Here is a 13773-nt window from a genome sequence, read left to right as displayed (position 1 = left end):
GGTATTCCTTGCCCTCTTGATGTGTGCAGTGCTATTTCTGGTTCTCGGTCTGGCCACGCGCCCGGCCGTAGCCGCTGCAGATAGTGCGTTCACATGTGCTCCGGGCTATGTCTACTCTCAACAGAGCAATGGCTCGTTAAAGGAATACAACGGCTCCGTGAGCAACCTGCCCGCTTGGGGTTCATCATATTCTGACGTTAATGGTCTGGGCATCGGCAGCGAAGGCGCTGTTGCCTATGCCTATGTGCGCACTGGTTCCGGCGCCAGCAACATTTCTACACTTCTTCAGTACACTGCCGGTTCCGGACAATGGAGTGAGGTACCGAACAGTCGCTATAACACCGGTCTTTCAGGGGCGCTTGTCACTGGTGCAGTGAACCTGGCCAATGGGAACTATCTCTTCGGAGGGTTCCAGACAATCGGCGGTTCCATAGTTTTTCAGTTGTACGAGTATTCGGTATCCACTGGGTCCTATCTGAATCTCGGGTACTTCAATACGGGCGAGACCAGCGGCCGTAGCAACGGGGATATGGCTTTCGACTCTGCCGGCAATCTGTATGTGGTCAGAAGCGGTGATACGACAAGTATCTACACAGTCTCCGCCAGCGAATTGAAATCGTCCGAAAACGCACACAACGGCGGGCGCGAGATTAACGCCCAGAAATCGACGTCCGGGACCATATCCCTGCGAAACGTCAATGGCATCGCTTTTGATGCAGACGGCACCATCTATCTCGGTAATGGTAGCCAATTAGCGCACTACAACCCGACGACATGGCAACAGATCGGCAACACTCTGACCTCTTCGTTGGGGAGCAGCACCGATTTGGCCAGTTGCAACTCCCCGTCGACGCTTACGGTCAAAAAGAACCTGCCCGGTGGCCGAGCTGCGACCACCGACCAGTTCAGGCTGTCGGCATCCCAAAGCTCCGGTGAAATCTCCAGTGTGGTGACTTCAGGTCAGAGCACGGGTATACAACAGGCGCAGGTCGGACCGATTGTGGCCGTCGCCGGACAGAGCTACAGCTTCGGAGAATCGATGGCACCGGGATCCTCCTCGTCTACGGATGCCTATCAGGCGAGTTGGCAATGCGTCAATGAGAACGATGGTTCCGTGACTTCTCGGGGCAATGGAGTATCTGGTTCGGTGACCATCCCTCCGGCTGCGGGGAAGGGTGCGGCAATAACCTGTACCGTTACCAATACTGCGAAGAAAGACGGCGGTATCTCGTGGTCAAAGGTCGACAGCACCGACGCAGCTAAGGTCCTCGCAGGTTCTGTGTGGGAGCTGACCGGACCGACTGCTGGTGACTCTTCGACCCGCAAGGTCGAAGACTGTGTGGCGGCGGATGCTTCATCCTGTACCGGACTCGACAAAGACCCGGCCGCAGGGAGATTCCTCGTGAACGGATTGGTGTGGGGCACATACTCCCTCAAGGAGACTGCAGCGCCTGCTGGATATGAGCTCAGCGATCAGGTGCATGAGGTCGTCGTCAACACATCGACGACGATCGAAGTCGGCGCTATCGGCAATAAAGCAGTTCCCCGAGCGTCGCTGACGATGAGGAAAACCATTCTCAGCACCACAGGAGAACGATCCCCGGGTGTCGACTGGTCCATGAACGCCTCATTGTCGACTAAATCGCCGGCCGGGACCGCTTTGCTGGGTACCGTAACCAAGAAGACCGCCGCGAACGGATCGGTCGCGGATGCCTGGCCCATCACTTTCAGTGAGGTTTCGCAGAGCGTGGTGGTATCGGTGGCCGAGATTCAGCAGCAGGGGTATGAATTCTCTTCGGGCTCCTGTGTGGTGACGGCAGCAGACGGCACCACGACGACGGTTCCGCTGACCGGGACCTCAGGCGATGTCACAGGCATCACACCGGGTAGTTCCACAAGCTGCGAGTTGGTGAACAAGCAGCTGACGGGTACGGCCACGTGGAGCAAGACCGCCGATGACGGTCACCCCCTGCAAGGCTCGGTCTGGACGCTCACCTTTCCGGATGGGCATACGCAGGACATCACCGGCGATGAGCAAGGACGTTTCTCAGCTGGGAACCTGCCTTGGGGACAGTTCACCTTGGTCGAGAAGGAAGCCCCCGCGGGCTACAAGGTGGACGACACCAAGCACACCTTCACGATCGATGCCGCTCACCTGAATGTCAGCGCCATCGATTCGCAGTCTGGTGTTGCCGTCAATGCCAAGCAGGACGTTCCAGGGCTGCCCATGACCGGAGGAACCAGCACCGATATGTTCATGATCATCGGTGTGGCCTTACTGATTCTTGCCGCGGCCTTTGGCGGTTGGTATGTGCTGTCCACTCGCAGACAGGCACGGCATCAATCAGGAGCTCGGCACTAGACATACCAATGTTTCAGGGCGCACACCGCTGTCCTGAACAGGGGACCTACAAGACATTACCGCTATTGCGGTATGAATTTTTCAACCAATAAGGAGAGAAATATGAGTTGGGACAGAACCAAAAAGGTTCTCTCAATCGCCGTTGGCCTCGCTGGGGCTTTGGCGATGGGGATGACCGGAGTCGTGGCGAACGCCGCGACCACAACGCCGGAGTTCGGCAATATCGATACGTCGAAAACCGGTTCGATCATCATCCACAAGCATGAGCATCAGAACGGTACCGATGCCACTGCCAAGCCCGACGGATCAACTGACATCGATACACCAGGAATCGCTAACGTCGAATTCACCGTCTACCGCATCGACGGTCTTGACCTTGGCAATACCGATTCCTGGAACGGGCTGTCCGAAGCCAAGGCTCCGCAGACGGTGACACCCGGCACCACCACGATTGCCGTGAACGGCCAAACGTACGGTTTTGTAAAGGTCGAATCCGTCACCACGGATGCCCAGGGCAAAGCCACTGCCGGGAATCTTCCGGTAGCCGCCTATGTCGTGGTCGAGACCAACCGTCCCTCCACCGTGGTCGATATCGCCCAGTCATTCATCGTCACGATTCCTTTCCCGGATAATGACAACACCAAGGGTTGGCTGTATGACGTCAACGTCTACCCAAAGAACGGCAGCACCACCGTGGACAAGACCGTGCTGTCGCAACAAGGTCTGGGAATCGGTTCGGTTGCCCAATTCCCGGTCACCACACTGGTCCCGAAGATCGCGGATAACGCCAACTATAAGTACTACATCATTCATGATGACCTGGATTCGCGTTTGACTCCGGTAAGCGACCTGTCGGTGACTGTGGATGGACAAGCGGTTGATAAGTCCTACTACACCGTGACGGTTACTGGCCAGGCCGTTGACGTTTCCTTCACCAAAGAAGGCCTCGCTTGGCTGAAGACCATCCCGGGCAAAAGTGTCGTGACGACGTTCAAAGGAACCGTGAACTCCCTCGGCAACGGCGTCATCCCGAACAGGGCCAGCCTGTATGCAGACACTCAGGTATCAAACGAGCCTCCTGTTCCTCCGGTTACCCCTCCAGTCAATCCTCCGGTGACGCCTCCCGTTTCTCCGGAAGTGCATCAGAACTGGGGCGATCTGGTCATCAGCAAGGTGGATGCCGATAAGGCCGATGCAGGTCTTTCCGGTGCGCAGTTCGAGGTATACGCAGCAAAGGACGCTTACGCGGGTTCATGCACGTCGACCGCAACCACAGGCAATGCGGTCACCGTAAACGGGGAAAGCACATTCACCTCCGATGCCAGTGGGAAAATCACCGTCGCCGGCCTGTTCGTCTCTGATTCCAAGAACGCTCCGATCGATGCCACCCAGCGTTGTTATGTGGTCAAGGAAGTCAAGGCTCCAGCCGGGTTCGTCCTGCCTGAAGGTGATGCGGCACTGACGGCCGTCACTGTGAAGACCGGGCAGAGCGCCGGTGTCGATGTCACCATCAAGAACACCAAGCAGCATGTACCGGGTCTACCGCAAACGGGCTCGACCGCAATGGTGGTTATGGTTCTCGCAGGTTTGGCGATGATGACGGGTGCCGGTGTGCTCGTAGCACGTCGTCGTTCCTTGAAGTGATGTGAGTCATGGGCGTCGACGGTGCATGCGGCATCGGCGCCCTGGTTAATGCGGTCGTGTTCGGTTCCGGTTCCCCATCGGGTAGCCGGCACGCGCCGTGCGCAAGATCTCACCGTCTCTACATTTTCCCCTGAGACGGTGTGATCTGCGCGTCATCCGCGTGCATGAAGTTCGGGTCCCGTGCGTCTGTGATGACGTACGGGACCCGTCCATATTTGCATGAGGAGGTACACGTCATGAGTGTTCGTCGTGATAGCTTGCTGTCGGTGATGGCTGCCGTGTTGGTACTGGCCGGGGCGTTGGTGCTGTGCTACCCGTGGGCGGCATCGTGGGTGTCGCAGTACAACCAATCTGCTGTGGTGGCGGGCGGAGTCCCGGCAGGTCGATCCGATGCGGCTGCCAATGCGAAAGCTCTGGAGCTCGCCCGTGAATACAACAGCCGTCTGACTTCCGACGCGCTCTACAAGGCGAACTCAAACGTTCCTAGAAGCAGCCAGGGCGAGGGGCTGCATGCCCTGTATGAACAGGCCTTGGATGCAGGGCGAGGGCTGATGGCCCGCATCCAGATGCCCAGCATCAGTCTCGATCTGCCTATCTACCATGGCACTTCGGATGAGACCTTGCTCAGAGGAGTCGGGCATCTCGAGGGAACGTCGTTGCCTGTGGGAGGCAAGGGCACGCATGCCGTCCTGACGGGGCATCGAGGATTGGCGCAGGCCACCATGTTCACCAATCTGGACAAGGTCAACAAAGGTGATTTGTTCACCGTGTCCACGTTCGGACAGGCGCTGACCTACCGGGTGAACGACATAAAGGTGGTCGATCCCGACCAGACGCAGTCGCTGCGAGCCGTCGAGGGCAAGGACCTGGTCACCTTGGTCACCTGCACGCCGTTGGGCATCAACACCCAGAGGATTTTCGTAACCGGGGAACGTGTGACACCCACACCGCCTCAGTCCGTCGCCGCCGCCTCGGATACGCCCGACGTGCCCGGGACCCCTTGGTGGCTGTTCATCCTCATCGCCGTCACTCTCCTCGACCTCATCTGGCTGTACCGTACCCTGCATCCCAGCATCTCAGGGCAACACATTCACATGCACCGTTAGCGCGAGTCTTGAGCGAAGCTTTCGCCGGGCAGGCAGGTCATGGGTCAGGGAAGTGCTGCACGAGTGCGAAGCAAACAGGGGGAGTGGAGAATGCGGAGTCTGACACTTTCCCCTTAGAGGAAGGACACAGGGCGCATTCGAACTTTGTGCAGTCAATCACCTGTTGATGGTGACGGTGTTGCGGGAGGCTTAAGAATTGCAAGAACGGTTGGCTGCGGCTGTATGGGATTGGAGACTTTTTGGTTTGACAGCATCGCTTTGGTTAACGCGCGGGCAACATCTATCGCTTTGGAATGCTCATTATTGAGTTTGGTGTTTTCTTTTTATAAGCACTTTCTTCAGATCGCATTAGCGGCACCTGCATCGTCTGTGGTGAGGGCCGGTCCTACGCTCTGTCGGTTTTTTGACAAGGTCGTTGTGGTTGCGGATCTTCGCTCGGGTTTTGGATAGCGGCTGGTCATTGATCTGGCAGTGCAAGCCCTGTCGGAAGGTCCTCCAGCAAAGTCGACTGTTTGGGATGATTCAGGTTCTGCTTTGTTGGAGGTGGTATGGCCGCTGAGAAACCACTTATCTTTCGGATTGGAACGGTCGGTCCCGGAGCTGTCGTTCTTCGTCCAGATCCGATGGGTCGAAGGGGTGACCGTGATTGTAGTTGTTGAGGTCGTCAGGGCCAATCTCGCGTAGTGTCCTGCATGGGTTGCCGACCGCTACGACGTTTGCGGGGATGTCTTTGGTGACTACGCTTCCTGCGCCGATTGTGGTTCCGGCTCCTATGGTCACTCCTGGGCAGATCGTCACTCCGGCTCCTATCCAGCAGTCGTTGCCGATAGTGACGGGGCTTGCGTACATGTATCCTCGCATGGCTGGGTTGATGGGGTGGCTGACGGTTGCGATGTTGACATTTGGTCCGAACATGACATGGTCGCCGATGGTCAGCGTTCCGTCGTCGATGAAATTGCAACTCGCGTTGATGTATGTGCCGCCGCCAACCTTGATGTGGGTGCCGTACGCAAAGCAGAACGGTGGTTCCACCCAGAATGTGGCGGCTTGCTGCGCGCTGATGCCGAAGATTCTGGCGATGAGCGCCGCACGCTGCTCGACATCGTCGGGGTCGCTGTTGTTGAACTGGTACATCAGCCGCTTCGCGGCGGTCCGCTCTTCGGGAAGGCCTTCGCAGTTGTCGGTGAACAGCAGCCCTTCGTTGATCCGTTCGCGCATGGTTCTCATGTCAATCCGCTCCTTCGCATTGCTTTCGTGGTCTGTAATTATTGTGGCCGATGCCTGGCGGGGCATCGGATGAATTAGTCGGTTGTCGCCCGAGTGACGTTGTGCAGCCAACCGTATCGCCGGTAGTGGGCGAATACTGCAGGCAGTTTGATGATTTCGTCGACGTTGAGCAGCGCATATACCCATAGCACCGGCAGCTTCCAGGTGAAGGCCGCCATCATGCCGAGTGGGATCACGATGATCCACATGGTCACACTGTCGCATAACAGTCCGAAGCGTGCGTCCCCTCCTGCGGGGAAGATGCCCGCGACGGTTGTGGAGTTGATGGATTTGCCGACCACGTAATACGAGCAGATGATGAGCATCCACGATAGATACTCGTTGGCGCGCGGCGAGAGATTGGTGGCGTGCAGGATGAATGGGCGTAACAGCAGGATGACACCACCGGTGAGCGCACCCACCGCTATTGCTAGATGGCAGAGTCTTCGGGCAGTCTCCTTGGCATCCGACAGCCTGTTTTGACCGAGCAGGTTTCCGATGTAGATACCTCCTCCGTTGCCCAAGCCCAAACAGAAACAGACCACGAGGTCCTTGACGATGTTCGCGATGGAGTTCGCGGCAATCGCGTCGGTATTGAGGTGCCCCATGATGACGGTGTACACCATGAAACCGCCGCCCCAGACGATTTCATTGCCGAGCACCGGCAGGCAGTATCTCCAGTAATCACGTTCCAGCACTCGTTGCGTTCGCAGCATCAGGGTTGGTTGCACGCGGATTCGACCTCCGCATAGTGAATGCAAAAGAGGCCAGATACATTCGAACGCTCGAGAGACGATTGATGACAAGGCGGCGCCTAGGATGCCTAAAGCAGGGAATCCGAAGTGGCCATAAATGAGCGTTGCATTCACAATGATGTGTATGAGCACGCCGACAGAGCTGACCGCCGTGCTCATGACCACGAATCCCGTGTTCTTCATCAGGCACAGATAGATCTGGGATATTCCCAGGAACACGTATGACACCGCGGACACCCGAAGGTACTGCGCGCCGAGCGTGATCAGCATGGGATCGTTGGTCATTAGGTGCATGAGTGTCCGGGGAATCGTGGCGAGCACCGCGCAGAATATGAGAGACAACAGCACGGCGTATCTCATGACGCACGACAGAATCGACTCGATGGCATGCGTATTGCCTGCACCCCAGTATTGGGCTACGAGGATACTCATGCCCAACGTCAGGGCGGCGAGGAAAAGGCTGAAGAAGAATTGGTATTGCGCGGCAAGCGCGACCGCAGCAAGCTCCTCCTGACCTGTCCCTGCCAGCATCAATGAATCCACGGATGAGGACAGCGCGAGCATGAATTGCTGAAATGCTATCGGTCCAGCCAAAGGCAGCACCGATTTCAGAAAGAGGTGCCATTGCGTCGGCTGCCTACCGTTACGATCCCGGAGTTCGGTCCGGCCCCGGGGCGGCGACGGCGGGTCCTTACTCATCGCCGCTTTTGCTGCGTCGGTATGCCCTGGCTTTGTCCATCCAATATCTCCGGTCTTCGTCGGAGATCCTGCGGATCACGCGGCAGGGATTACCAACCGCCACCGAATGCGGGGGAATGTCCTTGACCACCACAGAACCGGCTCCGATAACGACATCGGAACCGATGGTGATGCCTGGTCCCACCACTACATTGCCTCCAAACCAGACATCGTCCCCGATGGTGATCGGCAGCGCGCCTTCCATCTGTGCGTTGCGAACCGTTGCGTCTATCGGATGATAGGGGGTGTACAGGCCCACTCGTGGTCCGAAAAAAACGTTGTCGCCTATGGTGATGCGTGCTACATCTAGGAATATGCAATCCATGTTGGCGTAGAAGTTCTTGCCGATAACAATGTTCGAACCGTAATCGCAGTTGAACGGCGGCTCCAGCCAGGCATTCTCGCCCAGAGCTCCGAAGAGTTCATCGAACAGTTTCATGCGTTCGTCGGATGCATCCCAAGCGGAGGTGTTGATTGCCCAGACCAATCGGCGTTTGCGCCTGTTATCTCGTGCCAGTTCAGGATCCTGGGCGATGTACAACTCGCCGGAGAGCATGCGTTCTTTTTCTGTTTCAGGTGTTGATTGTGTATCCACGCGACCACTGTAATGATAGATACGCCCAAAAAACCCTAGAGTATTGACAAATACTGCTCTGAAAATAGTAATATTTACCAAATTCATCTACGCTTAAACCGTATGAATGAACATACACTTGCAGGCAGTATGGAAGAGTCTCGTCGCAATGCCGCGATGGCATTGAATTGTCCCAGTGCCATCACGGTGAGGCCTGACGGGTCCGAGTCGGTGCGGTACAGGTATCCGACCACATTCCTGTACCTTCAGCAAGGTCGCCTCAGTCTGTACCCAAGGATGAGGGCAATCTGCCACTGGCATATGGATCTGGAATTCACCAGGGTCCTCAAAGGTCACATGATGTATTTCGTGAACGGAGAGATCGTTCGCGTCGATGAAGGCGAGGCCATCTTCATCAATTCCAGAGCGCTGCATTACGGTTTCTCCGATGACGGTGAGGAATGCGATTTCTATTGCGCACTGATACATCCGATACGGGTCGGTGCACCGCCTGAAGTGTATCGGCACTTCATCCTGCCGCTTATCGAAAACAAGGACATCCCGTTTGCCCTGTTGAGGCCCGAGGATGCGACCGGACGAAACATCGTTCACCAACTCGATCGATTATTCCAAGCGTCCGACGACAGGACGTTAGCCATTACGGCGCTCAGCGTCTTCTTCTCCATCATTAAGGATCTGGTCGAACGAGAGGAACCCCGTGCGCAGAATAACCCGGCATCTACGCATCAAGATACGACGCTCTCGGCAATGCGGGCAATGACGGATTATATCCAACATCATTACATGGAAAACATCACGCTCAGCGATATAGCATGTGCAGGTGCCGTGGGACGCAGCACCTGCGGGGCAATCTTCCGACACACTCTCGCTCAGACGCCAATGCAATATACCGTCAGTATGAGAGTCCATGCGGCAGCTGGACTGCTCAGGGACACCGAACTCCCAGTGGCGTCAGTGGCAAAGAACACAGGCTTCTCATCAGCTGGTTACTTTGCTAAAACATTTAATAAGGTCATGGGATGCACGCCGAAAGCGTTCCGCAACACACATGATTAACGTGCCGGTTGTTTTTACGGCGGAGGCAGGTTCCGAAATGACACGTGACAGTGTGACGGTCCTGATTGTTTCATGACCGCTCAACACTCTCCGGGAAAGAGGATTCGCTTCCTGGAAGGTGCACGGAATCTTGCCTACGATCTCGCCACATCCGTGGCAATTATGGTCGTCTGAGTGCAATGTATATGATCTGGATCGACGCCCCTTGTGGATTTTCCAAATCTGTTTTCAAGCCTCGGACCATGGCTTCGTCATGGGTCTGCCAGAACTGACGGTTATACTGCAGGCCGCGTATGAAGAGAACGGCGGTAACTGTTTGACCTGATGCTGATATTGAGCACGACATCATGTAACAAGGACTCGGGCTTGTTGATGCAGGGACGGCTTCATGTGAAACCAGTCGCCGAATTTCAACATTGCCAAATTTGTCTTGGTAAGCGGTGCGATAGCAATAGCATGCATGCCCGATTCTCAACAGTCGTTGTTGCGAAGTGACACGATGCTGAAAACCTGCACTTTGGCGCTATTTCGGAGAACCATCCGACTACTGCATTGACAAGATCTTCGTGGGGGCAAGAGGCTGACTATCGCATCGTGGTTCTTCGATGGTGGACAGGAGATCGTCCTCGGCGAGCTCCCCAAAGCAAAACAAACGGGGAAAGTGCTGAACATAGAGTTCGACACTTCCCCCTCAGGTGGAGCTGAGGGGGGCACTTGTCGAACTCTGTGCGGTCGGGGATCATCTGTTGATGGTGGTGGTTCTGCAAGTGGTGAGAGGTGATCGGTGTTTGTCCGCGGCTATATAGAGATAGTTGTGTATGAGTCGGAAGAGCGCCATACGATCGCTTATCGACTTAAGAATTTCCTTTATGCGACGGCTATATGAGTATGAGGAAAGCAGCCGACGGGCACTTGAAGAGTGATTGTGATAAAGCACAAAGTGCGGCATGCGTGGACTTCGCCGGTAGATAGGGTTGGAGATATTCGTATTGGTTACTTTGTGTTATGTCCAGATTGTCTGTCTGGGGCCTACGCATGGTGTGAACGGTTGAAACAATGCTAGGTGTCGCCGTGTATGTCAGTCCGAAGGAGATGCGAGCGGAGGTTGAGTGCGCGGTGCGATGCTGAAAGCCAGGGTGGGATTCAAGTCAAGACCAGAGGCTGGTTGTGCGCGTAGAGGGATTCTCAAAGGAATCTAGACAGACCTCACCTTGTGGCCTTGAAGCGTTTCCACAATTCGTCTCGAGAATGTCATCTCAAGTGGCATTGAGCAGCGGCGCATCAAGATCGCATTCGTGTGAGCTGACCAATTGCAAACAAGTACCGCCAAAGGACCCTTGATGATGCAGTTTGTGCTGCGGACAGCGTGCAGAATACTACAATCTTTCGAGTGTGTTCGAAATAGAGTATACTCGATAACGTTGCGATGCATTTTAATTACTGTCGTTGGAGGAGGCCGCATGGGACCACAGATCGCGGTGAAGATTAACCGCCGTGAGCGTAACGCCATGGCTACACGTGCGAAGATTTTCGAGGTTGCACATAGACTGTTCTCGGAAAAGGGTTATGACGCAGTTACCGTCCAACAAATTGCCGACAAGGCTGATATTGGTATCGGAACGTTGTTCTATCACGCGTCATCGAAAACCGAGCTGTTTCTCATGGTGTACAACTCTTCGCTTGAACAGGCCATACAAGCTGGTAGGAACACTCAGAATGATCTTCCTGAGGACGCCAACCTCTGTGAGCGTATCATTGCCCTTTCTCTTCCCATAGCCAATGCCATGAACAGTCCTGAAGCTGGAAACTTTGCCAGATATCACAAGGAACTACTGTTCGGCGATTCCAATGACCGGTACAGACGTGCGGGAATTGATTTGGTCAGAGGATTTGAAAGCGAGGTCGCAGGTGTGCTTGGCGGTGCAGTGCATATCGATGCCCATAGTTTGCTGACACGACTGACCGCCCGCGCAATCTTCGCTGCATTGCATTTCGATATTGCTTTACCTGAGACGGATTTGAACCCAGCCACCAGGTTCGCGAGTGCCGGTTCGATGAGTCTTCGCATGCAGATTCAGATTATTGTCGAGGGTTTTCAAAGCATCGCCTTACGTCACGCCACACTCAGTAACAGTGAGCCGAATCTGAGCACACCAGCAAACCGCGCCAGCGACGAAGACGGCTCCTGGCTGAACGTCGTCCCGGCAAGCGATGTCTCCTAACAGTTGTGCCGCAACACAATTCACCAGATATGTCACTACCTTCGAAAGGAAGTACCATGCATTACTCAAGTGGTAATTACGAAGCGTTCGTCCACCCACGTAAACCAGCTCGATCTGACTCAGTGTCCGCTTATATTGTCGGGACCGGACTGGCTGGTCTTTCGGCCGCCGTGTTTCTCATCCGAGACGGGCAGGTTGCTGGGGAACGCATCCATTTATTGGAGGAACTGCCGTTAGCAGGAGGTTCACTTGATGGCATTCAGCGACCTGATATAGGGTTCATCACCCGAGGTGGTCGCGAAATGGAGAACCATTTTGAATGCCTGTGGGACATGTACCGGTCCATTCCATCCTTGGAAATTCCTGGAGCCTCGTATCTTGATGAATACTACTGGCTGGACAAAGACGACCCGAATTCTTCAAACTGTCGTCTCATCCATGACCGTGGTGACCGCGAACCCACCGACGGTGATTTCACACTCACGGATAACGCGCAGAAGGAAATCGTCAAACTGATACTGATGTCCGAAAGCGAAACCGGTGATAAGACCATCGAGGACTTCTTCTCCGAGGACTTTTTCGCCAGCAATTTCTGGTACTACTGGGCGACAATGTTTGCATTTGAAAAGTGGCACTCGCTTGCCGAGATGCGTCGCTATCTTATGCGGTTCATTCATCATATCGATGGGTTACCCGATTTTACCGCGCTCAAATTCAACCGCTACAACCAGTATGATTCCATGGTTAAGCCCCTCCTCGCATACCTTGAGGAACACCATGTCGACATTCGTTACGGCACCACTGTTCGTAATGTTGCAGTCGAGTCTCGTGGGGACGGCATCGTTGCCAAGAAACTGATCCTCACAGTTAATGGCGAGGATCAGGAACAGTCCTTGGGTGAAGATGATCTGGTCTTCGTCACCAACGGTTCCATCACCGAATCGACGACCTACGGAGACCATCACACTCCTGCTCCCATCACCAAGGAGCCAGGAGGCAGCTGGACGCTTTGGGAGAACCTCGCTAAACAGTCACCCGAGTTCGGACATCCTGAGGTGTTCTATAAGGGACTGCCTCAACGAAGCTGGTTCATCTCAGCGACGGCAACCATAGAGAACACTGAAGTTGATCCCTATATTGAGCGTCTGACAAAGAGGCCTCTGCATGACAACAAAATCAATACTGGCGGTATCATCACCGTCACCGATTCCAACTGGCTGCTGAGTTTCGCCGTGCATCGTCAACCGCATTTCAAAGAACAACGACCTAATGAAACCACCGTGTGGATATACGGCCTGTATTCCGATACTGAAGGCAACTACGTGCACAAGAAAATCACCGAGTGCACCGGCGAGGAAATAACGCAGGAGTGGCTCTATCACTTGGGTGTTCCAGAGGCGCTGATCCCGAAACTCGCAAAACAGGATTCCATCAACACCAACCCTGTATACATGCCGTTCATCACGAGCTACTTCATGCCGCGCAAGGCAGGCGATAGACCGGCGGTCATACCTCAAGGATCAAAGAACCTTGCCTTCATTGGCAATTTCGCTGAATCCCCCACCAGAGACACGGTATTCACCACCGAGTACTCCGTGCGTACGGCAATGGAGGCAGTCTACACATTCCTCGATATAGAACGCGCCATACCTGAGGTATTCGGATCCGCTTACGACATCAGAGAGCTACTGAAAGCCGCATTCTATCTGCGTGACAGGAAAAGCCTCACCGAAGCCCCTCTCCCCACCAAATTCCCGATACCCGATCTTGTGAAAAGCAAAGCATTGCACAAGATTCAAGGCACTTGGGTGGAAGAGCTGCTCAAAGAATCCCATCTTCTCTGATATATAAGTTCATGCCGCGGTGAAGGCCTAGTGGTTTGCGCATCTGACAAGTAGATGCGCAAACCCGATTTCAAAAGTGATTTCCGATTATTATACTCAACGCTAAGGCAAGGCCTACTTTCCATGTCAAACGGGTCGCTGACACTGGGTGCTCACGTGCTGGATCTGTAATGCCCAATACCATG

Annotated in this window: 9 protein-coding genes; 6 read left to right on the top strand and 3 right to left on the bottom strand. The window is 54.8% G+C overall.

Going from position 1 to position 13773, the window contains the following annotated elements; all coding sequences use genetic code 11:
* The 3 genes from DB51_RS09615 to DB51_RS09605 form a co-directional block, all read left to right on the top strand.
* Positions 1-2362: SpaA isopeptide-forming pilin-related protein (locus tag DB51_RS09615; protein ID WP_238548369.1), on the top strand; the 2362-nt coding region annotated here is incomplete at its 5' end.
* Between the two features lie 102 nt (positions 2363-2464).
* Positions 2465-4006: a SpaH/EbpB family LPXTG-anchored major pilin gene (locus DB51_RS09610; RefSeq protein WP_051867574.1), complete on the top strand. Its 1542-nt coding sequence runs from the start codon at positions 2465-2467 to the stop codon at positions 4004-4006.
* 236 nt (positions 4007-4242) lie between these two features.
* Positions 4243-5112, top strand: a complete 870-nt coding sequence (locus tag DB51_RS09605; protein ID WP_202962016.1) for a class C sortase — start codon at positions 4243-4245, stop codon at positions 5110-5112.
* Positions 5113-5679: 567 nt separating this feature from the next.
* Here DB51_RS09605 and DB51_RS09600 read toward each other — a convergent pair.
* The 3 genes from DB51_RS09600 to DB51_RS09590 form a co-directional block, all read right to left on the bottom strand.
* Positions 5680-6339 (bottom strand): sugar O-acetyltransferase, encoded by a 660-nt coding sequence (locus DB51_RS09600; RefSeq protein WP_034254686.1) that lies wholly within the window; start codon positions 6337-6339, stop codon positions 5680-5682.
* 74 nt (positions 6340-6413) lie between these two features.
* On the bottom strand, positions 6414-7832 hold the full coding sequence (locus tag DB51_RS09595) for an MATE family efflux transporter (protein WP_084674765.1): 1419 nt from the start codon (positions 7830-7832) through the stop codon (positions 6414-6416).
* On the bottom strand, positions 7825-8427 hold the full coding sequence (locus DB51_RS09590; RefSeq protein ID WP_034254684.1) for a sugar O-acetyltransferase: 603 nt from the start codon (positions 8425-8427) through the stop codon (positions 7825-7827). The genes DB51_RS09595 and DB51_RS09590 overlap by 8 nt, the downstream gene beginning before the upstream one ends.
* 141 nt (positions 8428-8568) lie before the next feature.
* Between DB51_RS09590 and DB51_RS09585 the strand changes: the two genes are divergently transcribed.
* The 3 genes from DB51_RS09585 (at position 8569) to DB51_RS09575 (ending at position 13588) form a co-directional block, all read left to right on the top strand.
* A complete protein-coding gene (locus DB51_RS09585) occupies positions 8569-9522 on the top strand; it encodes a helix-turn-helix transcriptional regulator (RefSeq protein ID WP_084674762.1) in 954 nt (317 codons plus the stop codon).
* A gap of 1460 nt (positions 9523-10982) precedes the next feature.
* The gene (locus DB51_RS09920; RefSeq protein WP_051867569.1) at positions 10983-11744 is read left to right on the top strand and encodes a TetR/AcrR family transcriptional regulator; all 762 of its coding nucleotides are present in this window, start codon (positions 10983-10985) and stop codon (positions 11742-11744) included.
* A gap of 56 nt (positions 11745-11800) precedes the next feature.
* Positions 11801-13588: an oleate hydratase gene (locus DB51_RS09575; protein ID WP_034254682.1), complete on the top strand. Its 1788-nt coding sequence runs from the start codon at positions 11801-11803 to the stop codon at positions 13586-13588.
* The last annotated feature ends 185 nt before the right edge of the window (positions 13589-13773 follow it).

The organism is Bifidobacterium crudilactis (genome assembly GCF_000738005.1).
GTDB lineage: Bacteria > Actinomycetota > Actinomycetes > Actinomycetales > Bifidobacteriaceae > Bombiscardovia > Bombiscardovia crudilactis.
The sequence above is the reverse complement of the archived record's forward strand: the minus strand, read 5'-3'. Positions and strand labels throughout refer to the sequence as shown.